The organism is Paenibacillus allorhizosphaerae, assembly GCF_042659105.1.
GTDB lineage: Bacteria > Bacillota > Bacilli > Paenibacillales > NBRC-103111 > Paenibacillus_G > Paenibacillus_G allorhizosphaerae.
In genome coordinates this window covers 146,833-171,661 of the sequence record NZ_JBHSRV010000006.1, presented here as the reverse complement: position 1 = coordinate 171,661, position 24,829 = coordinate 146,833, and the positions used below count along the sequence as shown (strand labels likewise).

The window sequence follows — 24,829 nt, the reverse complement described above, 5'->3', positions numbered from 1 at the left end:
ATGAACCGTTACCCTATTCAAGCAGGAGACAGCTTCGCACAACTTGCAGGTCGCTTCGGCATATCCATTGCGGATCTTATGACGGCTAACCCCGGCATAGATCCGCGAAGGCTACGTATCGGACAAACCGTCATGATCCCGGCAGGCCCTCATGCTTCCATTATCGATACGACCAAGGCGTACGGATACTGCGACTTGACGAGGGATTTGGCGGCCTTGGGCACCGCATATCCTTTCCTGCAAATCGGCTCGATCGGTTACAGTACACTGGGAAGGACGATTCCTGTGGTCCGGATCGGATCGGGGACGAAGGAAGTGCATTACAACGGGGCGTTTCACGCCAATGAATGGATCACGAGCTTGCTGCTCGTCAAGTTTGTGGAAGATTGCGCCAACGCGTGCTGTAATTCAGGTCAACTTCGAACATGCAATGTGAAAGAGCTTTTCGGGCACGTCTCGTTATTCGTCGTACCCATGGTAAACCCTGACGGTGTGGAATTGGTGCATGGGACGCTTTGTGCGGATGAAGCACTCTATGAGCGTCTGCTGCATTGGAACAGGGGGAGCCGAGATTTTTCCGGATGGAAAGCCAATGTTCGCGGGGTGGACTTGAATGACCAGTTTCCCGCATTCTGGGATGCGGAACGCGACCGCCGGGATGTTCCAGGCCCGGGTCCGCGGGATTACACGGGAGAAGCGCCGCTAACGGAGCCGGAAGCGCAAGCGATGGAAGCTTTTACCCGCAGCCGGGACTTTCATCTGGTGATGGCCCTCCATACGCAGGGGCAGGAAATTTACTGGAACTACCGGGACATGGAACCGGAAGGGGCGGAAAAGGCTGCAATCCGATTAGGCGAAGCAAGCGGCTACCGGCCGGTCAAGTTGTTCTGCAGCGACGCGGGGTACAAGGACTGGTTCATTCAGGAGTACCGGCGTTATGGCTTTACGGTCGAGGCCGGCATCGGGGTCAACCCGCTCCCGATCGAGCAGTTCGATGCCATCTACGAAGATATGATCGGCTTGCTGTTGGAAGGACTTCAAATATAAAGCGGGAACGATAAAGGCGGCGGTTCTTCGGGGATTTCTCCCGGAGGATACCGCTTTTTTGTTATCTGCTTTGATCTTACGATAAGCGACATTTCGCATATCGTTCCATCACTCCATCGCTCGATACCCCCGGATCACATTCATGTTAGCCGGTTTTCGTATTTCAAGATGTCATAGTATAATACGAATAAGCTGTAATCAAGCTGTTACTATAACGGATGGAAGGGAAGCGAGGCGTTATGTGGTATCGCTTGTTGTCGCTGCGCCGCTGGGGTCACGTTTTCAGCCGAATTGTACCGCTCTTGCGTTCGCCGAAGGTGCCGCTGGGGGAGAAGCTTTTGTTTGCCGTTCCGGCGCTCGTATACATTGTTATGCCGGATGTGCTGCCCTATTTGCCGATTGACGATGTGGCCGTCACGCTGCTGCTGATGAACTGGTTTACGAGCCGGGCGGAGCGAAAGTACGGCGCTTGACCGGCCATGGTGCCGCAACAACCATAAGCAAAAGGACCTGACGGTTGAACAATCCACCGTGCAGGTCCTTTTTACAATTTATATCGTTCGTTCCGGTTCGTATTCCTCTGCCGGCATGCGAATCCATTTTTTCAAGTAGCCTTGCTCGTACAGCGCTTTGATTAAAATGATCAAAATAGGGGATAGAATCAATCCCGCAACGCCGAACAGCGATAAAGAGATAATCATGAACGACAGCATCGTAAATGCGGATACGCCCAGCGAATCTCCCGTAATTTTGGGCTCCAATATTTGTCTGACGGTGACGACTACAGCCAGCAGGACGGCAAGCCAAATGGCGAGCGCCGTTTGCCCGACGATGAGCAAGTAAATGATCCATGGAATAAACAGCGTCGAGACGCCTAGCAGTGGAAGCACATCGAACACCGCTGACAGCAGGGCGATCGAGAACGCGTTTTTCACGTCGAGCGCGAGCAGCGCGATGAAGACGACGACGAACGTCAAACTGATCAGCTTCGCTTGCGCTTTTACGTACGTGACGATACCGGCCAAAACGTTCTCGCGTAAAAACTGAAACGCGGTTTTGAACGTACGGGGCGTCTTCTCGTTCGCCGTCTTCTTCCATGATTCGATCTCGGCGCTGAGGAAGTAAGCGAGCACAACGCCGATGACAAAGTTAACGACGATGGTCGAGATGGACGTGATTGCATTGAAGGTAGCTGTCAGGAAGTCGCGGACGATTTCCGTCGCTTTCTTGGTAATTTCGGCCGAATATTCTTTGAGCTTGTCCAGCAGCTCCAGCTGTGTAGGCAGTGAACCGAACCGGTCGTTCAACTGGTCGGTACGCTGCACGATCTGCTTTTCGAGCACGGCGGCATAATCCGGCAGCTTATCCTTCAAGCTGATAATTTGCGTCGTAAAGATGGCGCCCGCTCCCGTAATGAGGCCAAGGATGACTAGAATGAACACAATCGTAGCGACTGCCGAGGCGATCGATTTTTTCAGCCCCCTCCGGTGCAGGAAACGGGCAAGCGGCTCGATAATCATATAGATGATGAACGCCCAGAAGATCGGCGTCGCGATCCGGTACAGGTGACTGAATAAAAACATGAACAGATATACCGTCACAACGAGCAGCGCGATATCGAAGATCGTTTTGTAATATTTTTTATAAAAGGAGAGCATCCTTCCACCTCGGCATCTTAGTACCGGAGCACCTTGAAGGCACCCTCAGTTTGATTTATTGCAGCATGAACGCTCTGGACAGGGCCTGTCTCATTGCAGGAGAAGGCGCATACCCGCTGAAGCGGGCGTGTCGGTCAAGCGTTCCGATAACGGACGCCGGTTTCTTGCAGTGGCCAGCCGTGCGGCTCGTACCTTCCATTTTATAGGATTGAGAGCCCGATAGCAACAAGCTCCGCCGCAGCAGAGCGGCATCAGGTATTGCTTTCATGCGCAGCTTTCTATACAATGGATTAAAACACAAGCGGTAGGAGATGTACCCGATGAACTGTAAAATTTCGCGCAATGCGGCAAAAAAAATTTTGGAAGAGCTGGAGCAAGAAGAGGACAAGTCTCTCAAACTCCGCGTCTATATTACGCATCAGCATGGAGATCATGCCCACTATGGGATGAGTCTCGACACGCCGACGGACAAAGATGAGATCGTATCGACCGATAAAAACATCGATGTCATTCTGGAGAAGGATCAACCGCTGCTTGACGGCATCCGCATCGATTATTTTTATGTCCCGGAAGAAGGCTTTGCGATTACCAATCCGAGCAAGGGCAACCACGGCGACCACTAAGAGCCGATCGGCTAGCTCTTCAAGGAAAGGAACATACGCATGGCCAACGATATTCGTGTTTGCGACAAGTGCAAGCACATGAAAATGAAAACGACGCTGCCTAAGCTGCAAAAGATGGCGCCCGACGCCGAGATCAAAGTCGGCTGCAAATCGTACTGCGGTCCGTGCTCGCGATTCGCATTCATCTTTATTAACGGACGGTATGTCACCGCACCGACGGAAGATGAAGTCATCGAGAAAGTGCAGAAATACGTAAAAAAATAACCAATACCGGTTTGCCGGCCGTGCAGGACTGTTTGACCCGAATAGGGGTCAAACAGTCCTGTTTTTGTGTGGATCAAAATGGTTGAAACGAAGCGGAGGCAATATTGCATCCATCTATGGGCAAGAGCGGTTTCATCTTGTATAATATAATTCTATTTAATTAACCATTGGTATAATAAGGGGATTTGCTCCGTGCTGGCACAACTTAGAAATTACGGCTCCGGACGTCTGATGCCGTTTCTGAAGCAATACCATCCGATCGTTCATCTGCTGTTGGTCGGTACGGTTATGGCCCGGATGGCCTCATCGATGAGCATGCCCTTCCTTGCGATCTATTTGTCCCGCGAATCCCAATTAAGTCCGCTGCTGATCGGCGCGTTTATCGGGCTCGGCTCGCTGGCGGGTACGGTTGGCGGATTCGTGGGCGGCGCCTTGTCGGACCGGGTAGGGCGCAAAGCGATCATGATGACCGCATTGCTCGGCTGGGTCGTTGTGTTCACCGGATTTGCTTTTGCGAAGGCGACGTTGGCGTTCATGCTGCTCAATATGCTGAACGGGCTATGCCGATCGCTCTATGAACCGGTATCCCAGGCGCTCATGGCGGATGTGACGGAAAAGGAAAAGCGGCTCAAAGTATTTTCGATGCGCTATATCGCTATTAATGTCGGGGTAGCCGTAGGCCCGCTGCTCGGCGCCTATGTAGGCGTGTTCGAAGCATGGCTCCCGTTTCTCGTGACCGGCTTTATTTATTTCATCTATTCGGCGATATTGTACACTTTCCTTCGTAAATTCGGGATACGCACGATTGAAGGCGAACAGCGCAAGAACGTGACGGTCCGTTCGGCGTGGCGGATTATCGTCAGCGATCGCGTATTCCGCTTGTACATTGGTGGGGGGATCATCGGGGCAATCGGCTACTCGCAGATGACGGTCACGCTGTCGCAATACGTAGAGCAAAGCGTGGCGAAAGGAGCAGCCCTGTTCGCGCTGCTTATGAGTTTGAACGCCGTTATCGTCGTGCTGCTGCAGGCGCCGATCTCCAGGTGGTCGGAACGCAGAGCGCCGATCGTTGCGATCGTAACAGGAAACGTCATGTTCGCGCTCGGCGATATCGGGTACGCTCTGTCGCACAGTTGGACGGCTTTCATGATTTCGATGTTTCTGTTTACGCTCGGCGAGATCTTAAATTATCCGGCGGCGAACGTGTTGATCGACCGGCTCGCGCCTGAAGGGATGCGGGGGACTTATTTCGGTGCGCAATCATTTTCTAATATCGGGCACTTTATCGGACCGCTGATCGGCGGCTACCTTTTGTCGAATTGGGGCGGAAACCGGCTGTTTTTCTTGCTTGCCGTCGTGACCGTATTCGGTACTTTCTTTTACTGGAAAGGCCACCGTCTCCATGAAATAGTTCGAAAGACCTGTTAAATTCGGTTGAAATGAGAATAAAGGATCATGTTATCCCTAGGTCTAATCTTTTATTCTTTATATGTAAGAAGAATCATAATGAGACAAATTTCGATTTCGGTCTCGATAAGGGCAACCCGGACGAAAGTCCGAGGACGCAAAACTACAGGGGCTAAAGCGATGATTGAAGCCATGCCAGCCAGTTGTCGAAGGAACGGTGATGACGTAACCATAGACGGACTCCCGTTACTGCAGTCCTGCGACGGAAGAGTCTTTTTTGTTTCAGAGAGGAGCGTTTGACAAGGATGTCGGAAAAGGGCTGGAATATTATGACCCGGAAAGGCTTTTACACGAAGATCGGCTCCGATTTGATCGGTGTGTACTCGTCATCCGAAGGGCCGAAGCTGTTCATTAACCGCGAAGTGTATGAGCTCATGTCGTCATGCTGGGATGTGGAAATGGTAGCGGGACGTCATCAGCACATCATTAATTTTTATTGGTGCGGCGAAGTGAAGCTTTCCTTACGGTGCGAAGCGGACAGCAACGTGTTTATGTCGCTGTACGACTATTTGGGTTGCCGGACGATGGCCGTCCGCAACGCCTAAACTTGAATGGAAATCGTGGATGGAGTAGGCACCTGTTTGGGCTCCTGTGCATACGATGCTTTTGTCAAAGTATGGGGAATCGCCAAACAAGGAGGGATCATTCGTGACCTACCATCCCGATTTCGTGCAATCCGCTCTGTTCGAGCACCGGTTTTGGCTGCAAATATTGGGGGATCATTCCCGTTTTATCAAAGACGGGCTTTCACCGGAGGAACGGGAAGAAATCGCGCGGGCCGGCAGCTTCGTTCAAGCGTTCGATCAGTTGCTGATGCGGGTGCGGGAAGAGGAACAGGTCGAGAAAGTAAGCGAGCTTACGCGCGATGCGGCTTCATGGACGCAGCAGCTCCGAGCGTTCAAGCTTTATCTGCTGCACCGTCATTTGACAGGTAAGATCAGGCTTCATCTGTCACCGTCGTTTCTCAGCCATATGGTAAATGAACTAGAAGAATACATGCGGGTGTTGGGAAGCTTGCTATCCGGGCAGCCGGCGCCCGTCTACGAGGATATTCATCATCATTTGCTGTGGCTCCAGGACGCTTTCGGCCATGCCGCTTCGATTGCGGGCGAGCTCGATATGGCGGAAAGCCGGCTTATGAAGACGGCTCGGACGTTTGACCGCGAATTTCGCGAATTTTATGTGAAGGCGGTCGAGCTCGCCGGCTATATGAGAGCGAATATTCGCAAGTTTCCTGCGCTGTCCCGTTTCAATAAGGAAGTGGAGCTGGAGATGGCTTTGTTCCAGCAATTTTTACGGGAGCTGGAAGAGCTCCGTTTGACGCGGGAAGCGCTCGGTACGCTGACGCCGCTGATGGCGGACCACATGGCCCGGGAAGAATGCTACTATTTAACGAAGCTGTCGCAGGTCACGGAGCTGAACTCGCCGAATTGCGACCCGACAAAGCCGCGTACGGAATAAATTTTGAAACGATTCAAGAAGCGAAAAAGCCGACTGCTGCAGTGAACTGCACCTCCAATTGCTAAGGTGTGTCTAACAATTGGGGTACTGTTCACAGCAGCGTTTTTTTTCATGCGCGTATATCACGGTAAAAGTATTGTCTTTACTTCATGTATTCATAAATTATATGATTACTATAAGAACGAATGTATAGAAACTGGAAGGGACTGCCCTACATGTCACAAGTATTGTCTGTCAACATCGATGAATTGGCTGAAATTGCAAAAGCGCTCTCTTCCGAGCTGCGCATTGAAATTTTTAAAGCGATACAGAAAAAAAGGATTAACGTCAACGAAATTGCCGAAATGTTTGATTTACCGGCTTCCACCGCGACAGTCAATGTGAAAAAGCTGGAGGAGGCGAAGCTGATCCGCACGGAATTGATCCCGGGCATCCGCGGGTCGCAAAAAGTATGCTCGGCGCTGTACGACCGCATGATTGTCGATTTCGGGAAAACGGAAAAAGTGGACCCGGCGAATTATCAATATATTAGCATGCCGATCGGCCACTACGTCGACTGCGATATTATCCCGACCTGCGGTCTTGCTTCCGAAACGGGACTGATCGGTTTTTACGACGATCCGCGGAGCTTTTACGAGCCGGACAAAGTGAACGCGCAAATCTTATGGTTCCGGCAAGGTTTTGTGGAGTACCGGTTCCCGAACAAAATCCCTTTCAACAGCCGGCTCACCGGAATTGAGGTGTCCATGGAGCTGTGCTCGGAAGCGCCGCTGCACAACAAAGATTATCCTTCCGATATAACGGTATGGATTAACGGGATCGAGCTCGGCACCTGGATGAGTCCGGGCGATTTCGGCGGGGAGCGGGGCCTCTTGACTCCGGCTTGGTGGGAGACGCACGTAACGCAGTACGGCGTGTTGAAGAAGTGGAAAGTCACGACGGAAGGCACGTTCATCGACGGCAGCCAGGTATCGAACCTTACGGTGGGCGATTTGGACATCGACGGGAAGCATTCTTTCTCCTTATGCATCGGGATTAAGCCGGACGCGGTCAATCAAGGGGGAATCAATTTGTTCGGCCGCAGATTCGGCAACTACGATCAAGATATTTTGCTTCGCATGGATTATGAACCGAAAAAAAGAGAGTCCTATTCCTCGTGAGGATTAGGTTTTTTTCACTTTATTAGTTTAACATTTGTTGAAATTAAACGAATATTGTTGAATGGTGGGGTTCAGGGTGAACATGACTGCAAAAGCTAGGGCAAGCCGCTTGTTTAGTGTCATTGTGTCCATTCCGCTCTTATGGATGGGAGGCTGCAGCTTGACGGAGCCTGCTCCGCCCGTTCAGGAGGTCAAGGGATCGCCAGCGCCGGCTTATTATCAAAATCCGCTGCTCAAAAACGCGCCGGACCCAAGCATTTTAAAGGCTTCGGACGGAACGTATTATGCTTATCCGACCGGCGGCAGCAAGTTCGAGGCGTATTCCTCGCGCGATCTTGTCCACTGGAATAAGGAAGGCGTTGCCCTTAGCGGCAAGGAGCTGAAATGGGCGAGCACGAAGTTTTGGGCGCCGGAGGTGATCGAACGGGACGGCAAGTATTATATGTTTTTTTCGGCAGCCGCTTCGGACGGCATCCCCAAATTATCGGTTGCGGTTAGCGATTCCCCGAAAAGGCCGTTCAAGCATCCTTCCGAGAAGCCGCTGTTCGACTTTGGATTCGGCACCATCGATCCGTTCATTTTCAAGGACGATGACGGCAAAATCTTTATGTATTTCACGAAAACGCTCTTCGATGTCGGAGACCGCAAAGAGAGCCATATTTATGTGGCGGAACTCGCATCTGATCTGCTTTCGGTCAAAGGGGAGCCGAAGCTGCTGTTGAAACCGGAGCAGTCCTGGGAGGTCCAGAGCGGCAAAATGCGTTGGAACGAAGGAAGCTACGTCCTCAAACGAAACGGGACGTATTATTTGATGTATTCGGCCAATTGCTATTGCGGTAAAGCGTACGCCGTCGGTTATGCCACGTCCAGGCAGGCGACGGGTCCTTTTACGAAGTATGCGAATAACCCGATTTTAAGCGCGTCTTATAAAGAAGTGTCGGGCACGGGACATCATAGCGTAACGACTTCGCCTGACGGGAAAGAATGGTTCATCGTCTACCATTCGCATATCGATCCGGCCAAAGGCGGGGCGCCGAGGCAAATGAACATGGACCGAATGGGATTCGGGCCAGACGGGACGTTATATGTGAACGGACCGACGATGACGAAGCAGCCGATGCCGTCCGGTACGACGGATTGGAGCAATATCGCGGCGGAGGCGAGGGTAACGGCCAGCTCCGGGAAGAAGGCGTTTCCGGCCGATAACATCAAAGACGGCATGTATGCGATGGCGGTCAAGGACGGAACGGGCGAATGGGTAACCGAAGGGGAGACGGACGGCGCTTGGGTCATGCTGGAATGGAGCAAAGCTAAGGAAATTTCCGATGTGCTGCTGTATGACAGTTCGGAAGTGCGCAGAGGCCTGATGTCGGGAAAATTATACGTAGATCATGACAAATCGCCCATCCCGGTCACGTTTCCCAAAGAACCCGGTGCTGCCGCGATCGTTACCGTCGACAGGAAAAAGGTGAACACCATCAAGCTGATCATCGATCAAACGCTGCTGGACGGTACGGAAACCGGAATGTCTGAGATTATCGTTATGGGAAAATAAAAATAAGTTGTTTTAGTGCGATAATAATTGAAAAAAATGATTGATGTGCAATAACGGGAAACGATAAAATTTTTATAGACGAGATCAAGTCATAAACGATTACACCCCGTATATATCGCTGCAATCAAGCTCACGAGGCATAAAAAATTACCGGTGGGAGGCAGTTGTCATGAAGGAGAAGGACATGGGCACATTTGCCAATCCGATCAAAGATGGCGGAGCGGACCCTTGGATGATATTCAAGGACGGAACGTATTACTACACGCAAACGACGGGAAAAGATATTTCGGTGTGGCAGACGCATTCCATCGAAGCGATCGGCACCGCGGAACGGCGGGTCGTGTGGACGCCGCCTCAGGAAGGTCCGATGAGCAGAAGCATATGGGCGCCGGAGCTGCATGCGCTGCAGGGGAAGTGGTACATCTATTTTGCGGCGGACGACGGAAAAAACGAAAATCACCGGATGTACGTGCTGGAGTCGGAAGGCGAAGACCCGTTCGGACCTTACCGTGTCAAAGGGAACATCGGAGATCGCACGAACAAGTGGGCGATCGACGGGACGGTATTGCAAAAGGAAGACGGCTCGCTCTATTTCATATGGTCCGGTTGGGAAGGCGACGTAAATGTCAGTCAAAAGCTGTACATTGCCCGAATGAGCAATCCTTGGACAATTGAAGGGGAACGGGTGGAAATCGCTTGTCCCGAATACGATTGGGAAACGATCGGCGATCCGAAGGTACTCGAAGGTCCGCAGGTGCTGTTGCATGAAGATCGCATCCATATCGTCTATTCCGCCAGCGGCAGCTGGACGGACGATTACTGCTTAGGCTTGTTGTCTGCGCGCAAAGACACGGACGTGTTGGATCCGGCATCCTGGAGCAAATGGCCCGAGCCCGTATTCCGGCGGACATCGGATGTGTTCGGTCCTGGCCACTGCTCGTTTGCCCGTTCCCCGGACGGCAGCGAGCATTGGATCGTGTACCATGCGGCCAAGCACCAAGGAGCAGGCTGGAAGCGCAATGTAAGAGCGCAGCGGTTCGATTGGACGGCGGACGGCAGGCCCGTTTTTGGCGAGCCGGTCTCCCCCGGGACCCCGCTGCAGAAGCCAAGCGGCGCAATGGTGGAACACCGATGAACGAACTGTCGAAGCCTACCACTTACCCGGATGCAGCGGTCTCCGGATGCAGGCAAGCAAGGCGATCTGCGAAAGACAATCCGGCCGTTTCAACCGAACCGGTTACGCTGTCCATGTGCAAGCATCAAATGAATATGAGCGCGTTGGAGCCGGTTACCATCAATACGGCGCTTCGAGAAGCGGAAGAACGAGTGAATCAAGCGATTGACGCTTTTAAACAAGCAAAAAGTAACCCGTCTTACTTGAACGAAATCTATCTTTGGGAGGGCACATATGAGCAGCAGCAGGCCGAACATTTTATGGATTTGCACGGACCAGCAGCGGTTCGACACTTTGCAGTGCTATGGCAATCCGTATGTCAGCACGCCGAATATTGACCGTCTGGCAACAAGAGGAGTGCTGTTTGAGAACGCGTATTGCAACTCAACGGTATGCGCGCCAAGCCGGGGGAGCTTTTTGACGGGACGTTATCCGCGAACCGTCGGTTTGCGCAAGAACGGGCAAAACATTCCGGATCGGGAAGTGCTGGTGACCAAAATTTTGCATGATGCGGGATATACGTGCGGGCTGTCCGGCAAACTGCACTTGAGCACTTGTTTTCCAAAAGTATGCCACGGCTCGGAGCGCCGGATCGACGACGGCTACGATATGTTCCATTGGTCTCATCATCCGGGGGAAGACTGGCCGACGAACGAATACAGCCAATGGCTCCGGGCCAAAGGAAAAGCGTTCGCGCCAAGGCCTATAGACGGATGCGAATACGTCGTTCACGGTCCGGATGCCGAGGACCATCAGGCGGCGTGGTGCGCCGAGAAGGCGATTCAGTTCATCGAAGCGCATGAGGGGAAGCCGCAGCCGTGGCTGTTTTCGGTTAATATCTTTGCGCCGCATCATCCGTTTGATCCGCCGGAAAGCCATTTGCGAAAGTATCTCGATAAGCTGGACGAAATTCCGCTTCCCAAGTATACCGAAGGGGAATTGGATACGAAAACCGAGTTTCAGCGCAAAGATCATCAGGGAGCATATGGCAATCCGAATCTATATCCGTTCAGCCGTATGAAGGATTCCGATCACCGCTATTTGACCGCAGCTTATTGGGCTATGGTAGGCCTGATTGACGAGCAGGTCGGGAAAATGCTCGATGCTTTGGAGCGCACCGGCCAATCGGATAACACGATCGTCATCTTCATGTCCGATCACGGGGAGCTGCTCGGCGATCACGGCATCTACTTGAAAGGGCCTCATTTTTACGAACCTTCCGTTCATGTACCTTTGATCCTCTCCTGGCCGGGACAATTCAAAGAAGGAATACGCGTTCCCGCTCTCGTGGAGCTCGTCGATCTCGCGCCGACGCTTCTGGAGGGGGCAGGACTCGAACCTCGCCCCGGCATACAGGGAAGGTCGCTCATGCGGCTCTTGAAAGGCGAGACCGACACGCACCGGGACGACGTATACTGTGAAGCCTATGAAACGATGCGAGGCAAATTTGCGCCCGGATACAGCATCATGGTGCGGGATTCGACGTATAAAATCATCGTCTACCATACGCGGCACGAAGGCGAGCTGTACGATCTTGCAGCGGATCCCGGCGAAACCGTCAATTTGTGGAACTCGCCCGAGCATGTGCCGCAAAAGCTCCGCATGATGGAGCGCTTATGCCACCGTATGGCCCAGACCGTCGACCCGCTGCCGGAACGATTGGCGCCGTGGTAATAGAGCATGAGTAAACGAAAGGCTGGAGCTCCCGTGCCAGCAACGGGCGGCGACAGCCTTTTCTGCAGCACATTTCTAATTCAATGGAAGGAAAAAAGGAATTTTTTGAAGAATTTAACATATGTATTCCGAACTTTCAGGAGGTGTAACGGTGAGCTTACAGTGGAAAACCGGTAACGAACCCCAAACCAAACCGTTCGAATGGGCGGGGCTGGCCTGCGTCTATATTCCGACCCGAGACGTAGCGAAAGCTTCCGAATGGTACAACCGCGTGCTGGGAATGAAGGTGACGCTTGTTGAGCCGGGAAGTCACGCCATGCTGTCGATGCCGGGCATGGGATTGTTTTTGGTACAGACGGACATCGAATCGACCGTCAATTACTATAAGCAGGATGGCGGCCAGCCGCAGGCGGCGTGGTGTTTCAAGGTGAAAAACATCGAGGATTTGCACGGCCGGCTGGCCGCAAGCGATGTTCGGGTATCGGAACTGACAGACCGCGACGAATGTGGAATCAACTTCCAATTTTACGATCCGGACGGAAATTTCTTTGATGTGAACGATGATTACCGGATTTTTGTGCCGCTGCAAAAGGCGGAACATGAGGAAGCTTTATTCACGCTGTTAAAACGGAAAATCGGGTCCAAGGAGCCTGTTGCCGACTGGGAAGCCGTTTCCGCGACCCTGCTAAGCAGCAGCCGGCTGCCTGGTCGTATCGTGCTTAACGAGTGGGAGACGTTCCGTTCCCGCCTGCCGGAAAGCGCAGACCGGCTGCTGTGGGTATTGGATCAGCATAATATGCTTCATCCCGAAAAACGGGCGGAAATCATCGTCATGTAAAATTCGTAACCTCAGCAAAGCGGAAGCCGGGTTAAAACAAGCCGGGTCCGCTTTTTTTTTGCGTCCGATTGGCATGAAGCATTATTATAAAAAGCATGAAAGAGTTGGAAACCATGAAGTTCTTGCGAAATCGTTTGAACGAGCGGGTAACCTTTTGGAACGATAACGGCACTTCTATACAGCAAGACAGAAAGGAACTGAGACAACGTGCTGCAATGGATAGAAGAGGCAAGGAAGGGAGACCGGGAAGCGTTTGAGCATCTCGTGCGGCAATTTTCGGCAATGGCCTACGCCGTGGCTTATGATAAGCTGCGTGATGCACATTTGGCCGAGGACGCGGTACAGGAGGCGTTCGCGGAAGCGTTCGTTCATTTGCGTAAGCTTCGGGAGCCGGAGGCGTTTCCGGGGTGGTTCAAAGCCATCGTGATTCGCCAATGCAACAGGCTCATCCGCAAGAAGCGGTACTTGACGGCACCGCTGTATGAAATGGACAACAATGCCGGATCGCAGCCCAGCGTATCGGACATCGCCGAACGAAAAGAAATGCAAAGCTTGCTTCATGACTCCATCGCGCATTTGTCCTCTAACCTGCGGATCGCCGTTCAGCTATTTTATTTTCACGGCTATTCCCTTCGGGAGATTTCGGATTATGTGGGAACTAGTGTTCCTGTGTTGAAGAAAAGGCTGCACGATGCCCGCAAGAAGCTGAAAGGAATGCTGCCCGTCGCCGATGTTGTCTCGGTGTTTCATGATTTGTACGAAGGAGGAGAGCACGCGATGCTTCATATTGTCAATGGCGATTCCGTCGCAGAGAAGCTGCGGCAAGGCGTCGTCCAAGGCGACATTCTGGTATGGAGAGAAATATACCCGGAAGGACCCGTGACAGCAGGTCCGGTACGGCCTGCAGAACGGCAGGCTCGGGCGAGCTACTTGGAAAAAGCGATGGGTATTCCAACTACGGAGTACATTCGCCTCAGCGAAGCGCAAGAAAAGGAATTGAACGAATTCGGAAAATATAAAGAAGTGGTGCTCTGGTTCGAACACGATTTGTTCGATCAGACGATGCTCTGTTATTTGCTCCACTGGTTCGCCCGTCAAACGTTAGGGAAAACGACATTGAGCTTGCTTAGCATCGGAACCTTTCCGGGAATCGAACTGTTTCGCGGACTAGGTCAGCTGTCGGTGAGCCAATTGAAGACTTTGTCGGGCACCTGGCAGACTATAGGACAGTCGGAGCTGGCATTGGGCAGCACGGTGTGGGAAGCGTATTGTTCCCCCGATCCCGGGGAGCTTGCACAGCTGATTAACGAGGAAAATACCACTGCGCTGCCGTTTGTGCATGACGCGTTTCAGCTTCATTTATCGCGGTTTCCGTCCACGTTTAACGGACTTGGGGTCGTGGAGCAGACGACGCTGGAGCTTGTACAATGCGGCTTGGACCGGCCGACGGACTTATTTGAGCAGGCAGGCAATAAGCTGCACTGGCTCGGCATGGGCGATCTTCAATATTGGCGCAGCCTGGCGAATATGTCGCAAGGCGCGTCACCGCTGCTCAAGCTCGAAGGCCAGGAAATGTTCCCGAGCTATTCGACGCCTTCACCGTCCTTTCGCCAGTGCAAGGTTGCGATGACCGAGCTAGGCAAGCGCGTGATGGAAGGAAAGGAAGACTGGGTCGCCGTGAACGGTATCGACGAATGGTACGGCGGCGTTCATCTGCAGGGACGGTCCGCAGCGTGGCGATGGGATCGCACGCGGAATACCGTCGTTAAGAAGCAGCAGTAGGAAAGGGGATGACACCGGATCATTCGCGCACAGAGAGTAAGAAGAAACCTCCAGCTCTGCTTTCATTCAAGCGGAGCTGGAGGTTCGTTGTCGGGACGGTTACAAGTCCTGTAGTTTAGCGATCCAGGCAATCCCGACATCGCGGATCGGGCCAGGCGACTTGGCTTTCAGCGAGGCTACTTCTCCGATTTGCGCCAGCCGTACAGCCCACCGGGAGCGAAATACTGATACAGCGCGCATTCGATGCGCCCGTTGAACAGCTTCCGCTTCTTGTCGGCGGTACGGCCCATATAATGCTCGAGCCGCTTACTCGGGCTCAAAATAAAATTCGACCAGGTCGGCAGCAGCGCATAGACCGACCCGAGCTGACGCAGCGCCTTCTCTACGTCGCTCGGATCGCCGAGCCGCTCGCCGTACGGCGGGTTCGTGATGATGCAGCCGTACTCGCCCGCCGGCCGTGCTTTCGCCACCGGCAGCACCGAGAGGCGAAGCTCCTTCGCGAGCCCGGCCGCCTTGGCCGCGGCCAAGGCCACATCGATTGCCGCCGGATCGATGTCCGACCCCGCGATCTCGAGCGGCACGTCGTCGCGCACGAGATCGAATGCTTCTTCGCGGGCTTGCTGCCACAGCTTCTCCGGGACGAGCGGCCACGCTTCGGCGTTGAAGCTGCGCCGCAGTCCCGGCGCCAAGTTCCAACCGATCATCGCGGCCTCGATCGGAATCGTGCCCGACCCGCAGAACGGGTCGTACAGCGGCCGCTCCGGCTGCCAGCGGCTTAGCAGCACGAGGGCGGCGGCCATCGTCTCCTTCAGCGGCGCTTCCGTCACGAGCTTGCGGTAGCCGCGCTTGTGCAGCCCGGGGCCGGTCGTGTCGAGCGTGAGCGTCGCCACATCGTTCAGCAGCGCCACCTCGATCACGAAGCGTCCGCCCGTCTCGCGGAACCATTCGGTGCCGTACCGCTGCTTCATTTTTTCCACGACCGCTTTCTTCACGATGCCTTGGCAGGCGGGGACGCTGGACAGCTGCGATTTATGCGAACGGCCTTCCACCGGAAATTCGGCATCCTCTGGGATCCAGTCCGGCCACGGCAGTGCTTTGGTGCCTTCAAACAGCTCGTCGAACGTTCGCGCTTCGAACTGGCCCATCTTGACAAGGATGCGGTCGGCGGTTCTTAACCACAAATTGGCGCGGCAGATGGCCAGCGCGTCGCCGATAAAGGTGACGCGGCCGTTCTCGACCGTCACCTGGCCATAACCGAGATCGCGGACCTCGCGAGCCACGACCGCTTCAAGCCCCATCGGGGCGGTAGCTATCAATTCTAGCGTAGGGGAAGCTTGGGGCATAACGAATTTCCTTTCATTTCATCGAATCGTCGGTAGTTGAAGTCTTTTTGGAAAAGCCATACAATAACCTAGTATAGGCGATTGGACTCGAATACACAACGACCGCAAGCGCCGGCAGGCGCATAAATCGCAAGGAGGATGATGGAGGATGGAGCAGCTGACGGGCGAGCAGTATGTGGAATCTTTATTTGCGCGGGATGAACAATTGGAGCGGGTGAAAGAAGGCATCCGCGCGAACCAAATGCGGGACATTTCCATTGCGCCAGGCTACGGCCGATTGCTGACGCTGCTGGTGAAGATGATCGGCGCGGGGCAGGTGCTGGAGATCGGGGCGCTGGGCGGCTACAGCGGCATTTGCCTTGCCCGCGGTTTGGGCGCGGACGGCAAGCTCGTGTCGCTGGAGCTGATCCGGGAATACGCCGATGTGGCTCACGGGCATTTGCAGCAGGCGGGGCTCGGCGACAAAGTGGAATACCGCGTAGGCGAGGCGCTTGACAGCCTCGAAGCGCTTGCGCAGGAAGGGCGTACGTTCGATTTGTTTTTCATCGATGCGGACAAAGGGAACTACCCGAATTACCTCGAATGGGCGATCAAGCTCGCTAACCCCGGGGCGATCATTGTTGGAGACAACACGCTGATGCACGGTGAAACGATGGATCCGAACGTTCAAGGCAACCGCGTGCTCAAAATGCGGGAGTTCAACGAGCGAATCGCGCGCGATCCGCGGCTGGAAAGCGTGATCTTACCTGCATATGACGGGCTGGCGATCGCAAGAGTGAAGTGACGGGTTTTGGCCCACGCCGAAAACAGCCTGTTGTATGTCATAAAGAAGGGAGCGGCCGAACATGGACTCGGCGGCTCCCATTCAGCGTTTTAGGCAGCGTTATCGAAAGAGCTTTGATCGGCAGCTTTCTTGTCAATCGAACATGAAATCGTACGAGTCGTAGTCTTTGCGCAGCCGGCCCGGCGGGATGCCGAGCGACTTGCGGAATACTTTGCTGAAATAGTTGACGTCCGCATAGCCGATCTCCTGCGATATTTGTTCGAGCGACCATGTGGTCGTCCGCAGCAGCTCCACCGCTTTTTCCATGCGTTTACGGGTCAAGTATTCGACCGGTGTTTTGCCCATCGACCGGTTGAACAGCTTGATCAGATGATATTTGGAAACTCCGAGACGGTGGGCCAGCTCGTCCAAACTTTTCATTTCATGATAATGCTCGTCTATGAGCTGGACGGCTTGCGTTACGATCTCCGGCCATACTTTGGGCATACCTAACCCTTTGCCGTACCGGTATAGTTCCATCAGAAACTGATAGGCGAACGCAGAGAGCTTGTAAGCGTCGCTTATTTTTTTTGCGCTGGCTTCCTGGTAAATGTGATTCGCGAGCCGGATCGGAGAAGAGTGCTCGGAGAAATGGTGGACGCTGCCGAGCTGGCTGACGAAAAAGGACCAGCATTTGGCCGCTTCATTCCCGTCAAACGAAAGAAACAAGCACTCGTAGTCGCAGCTTTCCTCCGGTATGTAATAATGATAATCGCTGTGAAACGGAACGAGGAATCCTGTTCCGGCATCCAGCCGAAACACCTGATCGTTGATCCGGATTGCCGCTTGGCCGGCCACGGTATACTGGAACAAATACGCGCCACTGCGGTCTTTGCGAGTCATCCCCGCGTGACTGTAATCCGACGTTTTTCTTTCTCTTCCCACCGCATACAGACTGACAGGCAGCGGCAATGCCGTATCTTGAAAACGAAAGATGTAGCTGGATATTTGGTTCGCTTGCAGCATAGGCACGGCTCCCCTTCGCGCAACGAGTCAATCGCAATATTTTACCCTTTTCTACCAATTTAGTTCATTGTGCTGCATGTAAACCCTTTCTTATACTACAAGTATACCACATGAAGCAAGGCACAGAGCGGCAAACTTCTCCCCTATAAGCAGCATATCACTCCCGCGGACGAAGAAGGAGAACCTCAATATGAACATCGACTTGAACGATTTCGGTTTGACGGCAGGCCGGGAACACGATGCGACACTCGCCGTGTATCGTGCCTTGAAGCATTGCAAAGAAGTCGAAAGGCCGACATTGGTTTTCCCGGCCGGTACGTATCAATTTCATCCCGAGAAGGCGGTGGAAGGGTATTACCACATTACGAACCATGATCAAGGAGGGACAAGAAAGATCGCCTTCCCCTTGATTGGGCCCGAGGGGCTGACGATTGACGGACAAGGCTCGGAATTTATATTTCACGGCCGCATCATTCCTTTTGTGCTGGAGCATGCACGCAACATTACGCTGCGAAATTTCTCCGTCGATTGGGAACGGCCCATGTTCGAGCAAGGTACGGTTGCAGAGACTGGGGAACAATCGTTTGTAATTCGGCTGCGCGAGGAAGCAAAGTACAAAGTGGACGCCGGGCGGCTGTACTTTACGTTCGGAGGCAGAGAAGAGCCCGTCTGGGGGCTGCATGATATCGACCCGAACACAATGGCGCACGCCTATCAGAGCGGGGACCGGATTAGCTGGAGCTCGTTTAAGAAGCTGCGGATGGAAGAAATCGGGCCGGGTCTGATCCGGGTTGCCGGAGGGCCGAGGCATATGCCGAAAGCGGGAAACATCATCGTCATGCGCATAGGCCGGCGTGAACACCCGGGCCTGTTCCTCAAGGACAGCGCGAACGTGCAGATCGACAATGTAACGGTCCATCATGCGCCGGGGATGGGGCTCGTCGCGCAGCGCTGTACCGATATCCGCCTGCACCGGTTCGACGTCAGGCTGAAGCCCGGTTCCGGCCGAGCGGTTACGGCAACCGCGGACGCGACGCACTTCACGAACTGCAAAGGCGCTATCGTGCTGGAAGATTGCCTCTTCGAGAATCAGCTGGACGACCCGCTCAACGTGCACGGCATTTACGCAAAAATTGCCGAGCGCCTATCGGATCGTTCCATCCTTGTACAATTAATTCACGGCATGCAAAAGGGCGTCGTCATCGCCGAGCCCCACGATGAGATGAACTTTATCCGCAGCGACAGTTTGACTTCCTACTCGTCGGCGGAAGTCGTAAGCGCAGACCGGTTAAACGCCGATTTTACCGCAATCACCTTTGATCGTCCGCTTCCGGAAACGATGCGGATTGGCGATGCCGTAGAAAACAAGACGTGGAATGCGGATCTCACTGTGCGCGGATGCACCGTCCGGGCAAACCGGGCAAGAGGCTTCCTGATTACGACGCCGGGAAAGGTGCTGCTGGAGCATAACACGATCAGCGCACCGGGGGCGGGCATCAAAATTTCCGGCGACGCCAATCTATGGTACGAATCAGGGGCTGTCGGCGATGTGACCATCCGGCACAATCGCTTCCTCGCCTGCAATTACTGCTTCCCGGATTGGGGGCGTGCCGTGATCGACATTGATCCGGAAATCGCGGAGCCGGAAGCGTATGCCGAAAGCTACCACCGAAACATCCGTATCGAACATAACGTTTTTGAAACGTTCGATATCGGTATCGTATACGGTCACTCCGTGAACGGATTCGTGTTTCGGGACAACGTCATTAGGCGGACTTCGGATTACCCCATGCACAAAGGGATGCCGTTTACGATTCAGCTCAAGGCCGTCAAAAACAGCTGCATATCCGGCAACGAATGTCCAGAGGATGCGCGTACGGCATTTATTGGTACGGAGAAGGTCGATATTTCGGCCGATCATTCGGCTAAGGTCGACGGAACGAATCGAATCATCATTTAATGGAGGGATTCGCATGAGGTTGGTAAAAAGCGGTTTGCTGCCGCTGCTGTCTATCGGGATCGCATCATCGATGCTGTCGGCCTGCAGCAGCTCAGGCACGCCTGGCGCGCCTGAGGCTAACGTAGAAACGAAGCCGGAAGCGTCTGCGCCGGCTAAAGTGGTCGCCTATTCGTACTGGCAGGAATTTTCCGACGATTACTGGAATAAATTGTTGATCGAACCGGTGAAAAAGCGGTATCCTCATATTGATCTGGAAATCGTCAAGCCCGGCACGAACGGGACGAAGCGGCTGGAAGAAATGATCGTTGCCGGCCAAGTACCCGATATCGTCATCAGCGACATCGGCACGGCCAAAGGCATCGGCGACCTCGGATTCAACTACGACATGACGCCGATGATTCAAAAGTACAAACTCGATTTGAGCAAGTATGATCAAAGCACGATCAATTACGTCAAGACGTTCAGTTCAACCGGCGGCGTCATTTCGCTTCCTTATTCGACCAATTTTATCGCCTTGTTTTATAACAAAGACATCTTCGATAAATTCGGCGTCCCTTATCCGAAAGACGGCGTTACCTTCGACGAAGTATTGACAAAGGCCAAGCAGCTTACCCGGTCCGATAACGGCACGCAGTACATCGGATTCGACCATAACAGCATTCACTTTTTGGCCGGGGGCATCACGCGGGATTATTTCGACCCGAAAACCGGCAAAGTCAATCTTTCCACCAAAGAATGGCGGATGGCCTACGATTTGTTAGCCCAGCTGATTGCCATACCGAACAACCGTTTTCCGCAGGACAAAACGAATATTACGAGGTGGCACAACGAAGACTTTTACAAAACGCAAATCGTCGCCATGTCCGGCGTGCCCAATCTAGTCTCGGCGGGTCTTCAGACGGTGCCGGATATGAACTGGGATATGACCTCGTACCCGGTGTTCAAAGAATATCCGAAAACGGCGCAAGCGGCGGGCGGTTATTCTTTGTTCATGAACCCGAACAGCAAAGTGCTCGATGACGCGTTCAAAGTCGTCTTGACGGCCTTATCCGAAGAAACGCAGCTGAGGGTTTCGCGGAACGGAGCCGGCCCGGTGCTGCTGACCAAAGATACGATGGATGCGTTTGCTGCGGATTTGCCGTATACGAAAGGGAAAAACGTGAAGGCCGCCTTCTACAATAAGCAGTACTGGCCGAAAAACCCGACGATCTACGACGCAACCGCTTTAGGCATCGCCTATAACCGCTCATTGGATTTGTACAACGGAAAAGATATTAACACCGTCATTCGCGAAACCGAGGAAGAAATTACGAAAAAAGTGGAAGAGATGAAGCTGGGAACGAAGTAATGCCCGCCTGGCGGACAACGGGGCGGGATCGTGCTGCAAACGCGCGTCTAACACGGAAACGGCAGGCTGAACAAGAGAGGAGCTTTTCAAGCAGTGTCCATTCAACCATCGAATGTCAAAGGGTATCAAAAGCACAGGCAATTCGGAAGAACCATGCGGCTGGCCGCGTGGTTATTGACTGCGGCGCTTGCGGTTGCTTTGTCATCCTGTTCCAGCCTGTTGCCGAAGGACGAGACGAAACCCGCCGCCGGCTCCGCTCCCATCGAGCTCCAACTGCTCTCGCTTACCGATTTTCACGGCTACTTGCAGCCTACCGCTGACAAAAACAACGGTCAACTCGTCACGCCGGAAGGCCAGCTTCGGGTCGGCGGGGCGACGTACGTTGCGGCGCATCTGAAGAAGCTCAAAGCCGAACGGGGGCAGGGGCATTCGATGCTGCTGTCGGTCGGCGACAACTTCAGCGGCTGGCCATTCGAAGTCGAAGCGTTCAAGAACGAGCCGACGATCGAGTTTTTGAACAAAATCGGCGTCGAGGCGTCTGTAGCCGGCAACCATGAATTCGATATATCCGCCGATTTTTTGACCCAGCATATGATGAAGGGACAATGCTTCGACACGGCGGACGCAGACAGCTGCTACAAGAACTCCGCCGGTAAGCCGTTCAGCGGCGCCGCCTTCGAATATCTCAGCGCGAATATCCGCGATGTCCTTACGAACCAGCTCGTGCTGAAGCCATACGTCATCAAGAACGTGCCCGACGGGCGCGGGGGGACGATTCCCGTCGGCATCATCGGTCTGACGGAAGCCGCCGCCTTGACCAAAGAACCGCTGTCGGTTCAGATAGGCGTTCTTGCGGCGGACGCCGCGCCCGAGCTGAAAGCGGGCATGCCGTCGGACCCTGCGGCGAGAGCGCTTGTGGAGCCGGCTAACCGTTATGCCAAGGAACTGCAGGATCAGGGCGTTCAGTCGATCATCCTGCTGCTGCATGAAGGCGCAAAGCAGAGCGGACCTTATAACGGCTGCCTTAACCCGACCGGACCGGCCATCGACTTTGCCAAATATGCGTCGCCGGCCATTGACGTCATTCTGACGGGGCACTGGCATGAGGCGTTTAACTGCATGATTAACGATCCTGCCGGCAACCCGCGGCCTGTCATGGAAGGCGGCTTTCACGGCAAGCTGATTACCGAAGTGAATTTGAAGATCGATGCGGCGTCCAAAGACGTCATCCGGGAACAAACGATAGCCAACAATCGACCTGTCACGCGGGATTTAACGCCCGATCCGGAAATCGCAAATCTCGTTTCGTACTGGGTGCAACGCGCGAAAGAAAAATGGGCGGAGCCACTGGCCAAACTGTCCGGCGATTTGCCCCGGACGCGCAATGCCTCAGGCGAAAGCGCGCTATCCGATGTCATCGCCGATGCTTTTTATGCCTCCGGCCAAGCCGACAGGCCGAATCCGGCCGACCTTGCGCTTACTTCCGGCGACCCGAAGCGGGATTTGACCTACGCTAAAGGTCAAAATGCGGGCGACCGTGACGGAATGATTACGTTCGGGGAGCTGTTCGATGCCTATGGAACGCAAATTTCGCAAGTCAACGTCAGTTTTACCGGCGAGCAGATCGTTCGCATTCTGGAGGAACAATGGAAGAAGAAGCCGGACGGAACGGAAGCGTTCAATCCGCTGAACGTTTCGCATAACGTCCGGTATGTGTACGACCGGACGAAGCCGATCGGGCAGCGTATTGATCCGTCCCGGCTGTTCGTTAACGATAAGCCCGTCGATCCGAAGAAATCATACCGGGTAGCTACAACGGGGCTGCTGGTCGTCTCCGGTGCCGCGACGTATCCGACATTCGCCGGCTACGCTAGCGCAAAGCGAGTCGCTTCGTGGCCGGTTGCCGACTACTTGAAAAAGCAAGGTCTCGTGAACATACCTGAACTCAACCGGATTCGTCCGGTCAATCCGTAAGCATGAACAAAGGAGCCCTGAAATTGTTCAGGGCTCCTTTGTTATGAGTGGTGCGCTCCCCTCCGCAGCGGTTCGGGGAATCGCGTTCCGATTGCCTATTGCCGCAGCCGAATAGCTCAGGAAGCTTTTTTTAATTCGGGTTCCGGCTGCTGCGTTGGGAGTTCCGGCTTCTTCGGCTGGCCTTTATCGTGCAGCACGACGGACCGGGGCGGTTCGCGAAGCTCCATACTTCCGTAATACCAAATCATTAATTCCGCGCAGACCAGGATGAACAATACTTTTTTAACATTAATTTTCATACCAAGCACCTCCTGCGGAAAATGAGCAAAGCAACACGCTATGGACGATCTAGCTCTCGGAAGTTGTATTTGAAGTACGCCGGTAAAGCGTCAGGCGCACCCAAAGCATATTCAGCAACAGCATCACTGTCGCAACCATAAAAATACCGCGGATGCCGATCCATCCGGAAATGGCGCCGCCGATGACCGGCCCGAGCATGTTGCCCAAGCTGAGGGCGCTTGTATTAAAAGCGTAGGAGCGGCTTTCCATCCCGTTCGGCGTATACTGCCGGATTAGCGTTTGCACCGAAGGCAGAAGACCGCCCATAAATACGCCGAGCATGAAGCGGGCGGCGAATAGCTGCCATATGTTCGTGACGAGCGCCTGCGGAATGAAAGCGAGCCCTGCGCCGATCAGCGCGATCGCGAGCACTTTGACCGAACCGATCCGGTCTCCGATTTTGCCGAGAAGGGGAGAGGCAATCATGTTGGAGAAGCCCGTGATTGACCCGACCAGCCCGGCGTAAAAAGCAAGAAGCTGTCCGCTTCCGTGCAGCTCCTGCACGAATAGCGGGATCAGCGGCATCGAGCTGAGAATCGAGAACTGGATAACGAACGTAACGGAGTACAGCGCCGGCAGTTCTTTGATTTTGCTCAACTCTTTGAGACCGACCAGAATCGATTGCTTCGGGCGCTTTTTCGCCTGTGCCGAATCGAACGATTCTTTCACAAGGAAAGTTGCCAGAAGCGAAGCGGCGAACAACAGCCCGCCGGTGATGTAAAAGATCGGCCGAAACCCGATCCATTCGGCAAGTAATCCGCCGAACAATGGACCGAGTATCGTGCCGGCCACCCCGCCGGACTGCAGCGTTCCCATGGCCATCCCCATCTTCTCGCGGGGGGTATTCGTCGACAACAGCGAAACCGCTGCCGGGACAAAGCCCGAGATCACGCCGTTGAGCATGCGCAGCAGCAGCAAATGCCACGGCGTGAGCGCAAATCCCATCAACGTCATGACGACCGCCATACCGAAGCCGGAACGAAGAAGCATGACCTTTCTACCATACCGATCGGCTAGACCGCCCCATATCGGCTGAAAAATAAACGAGGTAACAAAGTTGCCGGCAAAGATGATTCCTGCCCACATGGCGACCTCGTGCGCATCGTGAATACCCATTTCCTGGATATAGAGCGGCAGAAACGGGACAATCATCGTCATGCCGCCCATGACGAGGAAGTTGCCGAACCACAGTACGATCAGATTGATTTTCCAGTTTGCCAAAACGGTATCCTTCTTTCTTGTTGCTGCAAATAACACATGCTAGCGTCGGTTTACCATTCTCGGATAATTATTCCTTTGTATTATAGCACAAATTGATGCGTTCCTTGCATCGCCTGGCCTGGTCGCGGAAATCATCTGCATCGTACCCAGTC

24 protein-coding genes and 1 riboswitch are annotated in these 24,829 nt (G+C 53.8%); of the genes, 18 read left to right on the top strand and 6 right to left on the bottom strand.

The genetic code is table 11. The annotated features are described in order from the left end of the window. A complete protein-coding gene (locus ACFQI7_RS22180) occupies positions 1–1,047 on the top strand; it encodes a M14 family metallopeptidase (protein WP_230415298.1) in 1,047 nt (348 codons plus the stop codon). Positions 1,048–1,286: 239 nt separating this feature from the next. Then, positions 1,287–1,520 carry a hypothetical protein gene (locus ACFQI7_RS22175; protein WP_218101013.1) on the top strand — a complete coding sequence of 78 codons (234 nt, stop codon included), beginning with the start codon at positions 1,287–1,289 and terminating at the stop codon, positions 1,518–1,520. A gap of 78 nt (positions 1,521–1,598) precedes the next feature. Here ACFQI7_RS22175 and ytvI read toward each other — a convergent pair whose 3' ends face one another. Together ytvI and ACFQI7_RS22165 are read right to left on the bottom strand one after the other, a co-directional pair. Further along, positions 1,599–2,705, bottom strand: coding sequence for a sporulation integral membrane protein YtvI (ytvI, locus tag ACFQI7_RS22170; RefSeq protein WP_218101014.1), 1,107 nt, complete (start codon positions 2,703–2,705; stop codon positions 1,599–1,601). 55 nt (positions 2,706–2,760) lie between these two features. Beyond that, a complete protein-coding gene (locus ACFQI7_RS22165; protein ID WP_218101015.1) occupies positions 2,761–2,973 on the bottom strand; it encodes a hypothetical protein in 213 nt (70 codons plus the stop codon). A 52-nt stretch (positions 2,974–3,025) separates the two neighbouring features. Between ACFQI7_RS22165 and ACFQI7_RS22160 the strand changes: the two genes are divergently transcribed. The 12 genes from ACFQI7_RS22160 to ACFQI7_RS22105 all read left to right on the top strand — a co-directional run bounded on the left by ACFQI7_RS22160 (position 3,026) and on the right by ACFQI7_RS22105 (position 14,703). Further along, on the top strand, positions 3,026–3,328 hold the full coding sequence (locus ACFQI7_RS22160; protein ID WP_218101016.1) for a HesB/IscA family protein: 303 nt from the start codon (positions 3,026–3,028) through the stop codon (positions 3,326–3,328). A gap of 39 nt (positions 3,329–3,367) precedes the next feature. After that, positions 3,368–3,592, top strand: a complete 225-nt coding sequence (locus ACFQI7_RS22155) for a DUF1450 domain-containing protein (RefSeq protein ID WP_218101017.1) — start codon at positions 3,368–3,370, stop codon at positions 3,590–3,592. Positions 3,593–3,823: 231 nt separating this feature from the next. Then, on the top strand, positions 3,824–5,020 hold the full coding sequence (locus ACFQI7_RS22150) for an MDR family MFS transporter (RefSeq protein ID WP_218101149.1): 1,197 nt from the start codon (positions 3,824–3,826) through the stop codon (positions 5,018–5,020). Positions 5,021–5,120: 100 nt separating this feature from the next. Continuing rightward, positions 5,121–5,210: riboswitch (cyclic di-GMP riboswitch) on the top strand. Between the two features lie 94 nt (positions 5,211–5,304). Continuing rightward, positions 5,305–5,604 (top strand): hypothetical protein, encoded by a 300-nt coding sequence (locus tag ACFQI7_RS22145; protein WP_218101018.1) that lies wholly within the window; start codon positions 5,305–5,307, stop codon positions 5,602–5,604. A 103-nt stretch (positions 5,605–5,707) separates the two neighbouring features. After that, the gene (locus tag ACFQI7_RS22140; RefSeq protein WP_230415300.1) at positions 5,708–6,520 is read left to right on the top strand and encodes a DUF2935 domain-containing protein; all 813 of its coding nucleotides are present in this window, start codon (positions 5,708–5,710) and stop codon (positions 6,518–6,520) included. 215 nt (positions 6,521–6,735) lie between these two features. After that, positions 6,736–7,680 (top strand): ArsR/SmtB family transcription factor, encoded by a 945-nt coding sequence (locus ACFQI7_RS22135; protein WP_230415302.1) that lies wholly within the window; start codon positions 6,736–6,738, stop codon positions 7,678–7,680. An 82-nt stretch (positions 7,681–7,762) separates the two neighbouring features. Beyond that, positions 7,763–9,235 (top strand): glycoside hydrolase family 43 protein, encoded by a 1,473-nt coding sequence (locus ACFQI7_RS22130; protein ID WP_230415327.1) that lies wholly within the window; start codon positions 7,763–7,765, stop codon positions 9,233–9,235. A gap of 169 nt (positions 9,236–9,404) precedes the next feature. After that, entirely contained in the window at positions 9,405–10,370 is a 966-nt protein-coding gene (locus ACFQI7_RS22125) for a glycoside hydrolase family 43 protein (RefSeq protein ID WP_218101022.1), read from the top strand. After that, positions 10,367–10,747 carry a hypothetical protein gene (locus tag ACFQI7_RS22120; RefSeq protein WP_218101023.1) on the top strand — a complete coding sequence of 127 codons (381 nt, stop codon included), beginning with the start codon at positions 10,367–10,369 and terminating at the stop codon, positions 10,745–10,747. Before ACFQI7_RS22125 ends, ACFQI7_RS22120 begins: the two co-directional genes overlap by 4 nt. Then, positions 10,644–12,083 (top strand): sulfatase family protein, encoded by a 1,440-nt coding sequence (locus ACFQI7_RS22115; RefSeq protein ID WP_218101024.1) that lies wholly within the window; start codon positions 10,644–10,646, stop codon positions 12,081–12,083. Before ACFQI7_RS22120 ends, ACFQI7_RS22115 begins: the two co-directional genes overlap by 104 nt. A gap of 151 nt (positions 12,084–12,234) precedes the next feature. Next, complete coding sequence (locus ACFQI7_RS22110) at positions 12,235–12,921, top strand: VOC family protein (RefSeq protein ID WP_218101025.1); 687 nt, start codon at positions 12,235–12,237, stop codon at positions 12,919–12,921. A gap of 207 nt (positions 12,922–13,128) precedes the next feature. Beyond that, the gene (locus ACFQI7_RS22105; protein WP_218101026.1) at positions 13,129–14,703 is read left to right on the top strand and encodes a sigma-70 family RNA polymerase sigma factor; all 1,575 of its coding nucleotides are present in this window, start codon (positions 13,129–13,131) and stop codon (positions 14,701–14,703) included. A gap of 176 nt (positions 14,704–14,879) precedes the next feature. Here ACFQI7_RS22105 and ACFQI7_RS22100 read toward each other — a convergent pair whose 3' ends face one another. Next, entirely contained in the window at positions 14,880–16,046 is a 1,167-nt protein-coding gene (locus ACFQI7_RS22100) for a THUMP domain-containing class I SAM-dependent RNA methyltransferase (protein WP_218101027.1), read from the bottom strand. Between the two features lie 148 nt (positions 16,047–16,194). Here ACFQI7_RS22100 and ACFQI7_RS22095 point away from each other — a divergent pair, with 148 nt between their 5' ends. Continuing rightward, a complete protein-coding gene (locus ACFQI7_RS22095) occupies positions 16,195–16,830 on the top strand; it encodes an O-methyltransferase (RefSeq protein ID WP_218101028.1) in 636 nt (211 codons plus the stop codon). A gap of 132 nt (positions 16,831–16,962) precedes the next feature. On the opposite strand, the gene ACFQI7_RS22090 is transcribed toward ACFQI7_RS22095, so the two are convergent. Beyond that, positions 16,963–17,835 carry an AraC family transcriptional regulator gene (locus tag ACFQI7_RS22090; protein WP_218101029.1) on the bottom strand — a complete coding sequence of 291 codons (873 nt, stop codon included), beginning with the start codon at positions 17,833–17,835 and terminating at the stop codon, positions 16,963–16,965. 190 nt (positions 17,836–18,025) lie between these two features. On the opposite strand from ACFQI7_RS22090, the gene ACFQI7_RS22085 reads away from it, so the two are divergent. From ACFQI7_RS22085 to ACFQI7_RS22075, 3 genes are all read left to right on the top strand, one after another. Further along, complete coding sequence (locus tag ACFQI7_RS22085; RefSeq protein WP_218101030.1) at positions 18,026–19,795, top strand: alpha-1,3-galactosidase-related protein; 1,770 nt, start codon at positions 18,026–18,028, stop codon at positions 19,793–19,795. A gap of 13 nt (positions 19,796–19,808) precedes the next feature. Continuing rightward, entirely contained in the window at positions 19,809–21,143 is a 1,335-nt protein-coding gene (locus tag ACFQI7_RS22080) for an ABC transporter substrate-binding protein (protein ID WP_218101031.1), read from the top strand. Positions 21,144–21,236: 93 nt separating this feature from the next. Beyond that, entirely contained in the window at positions 21,237–23,117 is a 1,881-nt protein-coding gene (locus ACFQI7_RS22075; protein WP_218101032.1) for a bifunctional metallophosphatase/5'-nucleotidase, read from the top strand. A gap of 116 nt (positions 23,118–23,233) precedes the next feature. Here the strand turns inward: ACFQI7_RS22075 and ACFQI7_RS22070 are convergent, their stop codons facing one another. After that, positions 23,234–23,416, bottom strand: a complete 183-nt coding sequence (locus ACFQI7_RS22070; protein ID WP_218101033.1) for a hypothetical protein — start codon at positions 23,414–23,416, stop codon at positions 23,234–23,236. Positions 23,417–23,465: 49 nt separating this feature from the next. After that, positions 23,466–24,677, bottom strand: a complete 1,212-nt coding sequence (locus ACFQI7_RS22065; RefSeq protein WP_218101034.1) for an MFS transporter — start codon at positions 24,675–24,677, stop codon at positions 23,466–23,468. Between the last annotated feature and the right edge of the window lie 152 nt (positions 24,678–24,829).

Bases quoted from the DNA above. Each gene is read 5' to 3' on its own strand.
- ACFQI7_RS22180 (WP_230415298.1), top strand. From the start codon at position 1: ATGAACCGTTACCCTATTCAAGCAGGAGACAGCTTCGCACAACTTGCA.
- ACFQI7_RS22175 (WP_218101013.1), top strand. From the start codon at position 1,287: ATGTGGTATCGCTTGTTGTCGCTGCGCCGCTGGGGTCACGTTTTCAGC.
- ytvI (WP_218101014.1), bottom strand. From the start codon at position 2,705: ATGCTCTCCTTTTATAAAAAATATTACAAAACGATCTTCGATATCGCG.
- ACFQI7_RS22165 (WP_218101015.1), bottom strand. From the start codon at position 2,973: ATGAAAGCAATACCTGATGCCGCTCTGCTGCGGCGGAGCTTGTTGCTA.
- ACFQI7_RS22160 (WP_218101016.1), top strand. From the start codon at position 3,026: ATGAACTGTAAAATTTCGCGCAATGCGGCAAAAAAAATTTTGGAAGAG.
- ACFQI7_RS22155 (WP_218101017.1), top strand. From the start codon at position 3,368: ATGGCCAACGATATTCGTGTTTGCGACAAGTGCAAGCACATGAAAATG.
- ACFQI7_RS22150 (WP_218101149.1), top strand. From the start codon at position 3,824: ATGCCGTTTCTGAAGCAATACCATCCGATCGTTCATCTGCTGTTGGTC.
- ACFQI7_RS22145 (WP_218101018.1), top strand. From the start codon at position 5,305: ATGTCGGAAAAGGGCTGGAATATTATGACCCGGAAAGGCTTTTACACG.
- ACFQI7_RS22135 (WP_230415302.1), top strand. From the start codon at position 6,736: ATGTCACAAGTATTGTCTGTCAACATCGATGAATTGGCTGAAATTGCA.
- ACFQI7_RS22130 (WP_230415327.1), top strand. From the start codon at position 7,763: ATGACTGCAAAAGCTAGGGCAAGCCGCTTGTTTAGTGTCATTGTGTCC.
- ACFQI7_RS22125 (WP_218101022.1), top strand. From the start codon at position 9,405: ATGAAGGAGAAGGACATGGGCACATTTGCCAATCCGATCAAAGATGGC.
- ACFQI7_RS22120 (WP_218101023.1), top strand. From the start codon at position 10,367: ATGAACGAACTGTCGAAGCCTACCACTTACCCGGATGCAGCGGTCTCC.
- ACFQI7_RS22115 (WP_218101024.1), top strand. From the start codon at position 10,644: ATGAGCAGCAGCAGGCCGAACATTTTATGGATTTGCACGGACCAGCAG.
- ACFQI7_RS22100 (WP_218101027.1), bottom strand. From the start codon at position 16,046: ATGCCCCAAGCTTCCCCTACGCTAGAATTGATAGCTACCGCCCCGATG.
- ACFQI7_RS22095 (WP_218101028.1), top strand. From the start codon at position 16,195: ATGGAGCAGCTGACGGGCGAGCAGTATGTGGAATCTTTATTTGCGCGG.
- ACFQI7_RS22090 (WP_218101029.1), bottom strand. From the start codon at position 17,835: ATGCTGCAAGCGAACCAAATATCCAGCTACATCTTTCGTTTTCAAGAT.
- ACFQI7_RS22085 (WP_218101030.1), top strand. From the start codon at position 18,026: ATGAACATCGACTTGAACGATTTCGGTTTGACGGCAGGCCGGGAACAC.
- ACFQI7_RS22080 (WP_218101031.1), top strand. From the start codon at position 19,809: ATGAGGTTGGTAAAAAGCGGTTTGCTGCCGCTGCTGTCTATCGGGATC.
- ACFQI7_RS22070 (WP_218101033.1), bottom strand. From the start codon at position 23,416: ATGAAAATTAATGTTAAAAAAGTATTGTTCATCCTGGTCTGCGCGGAA.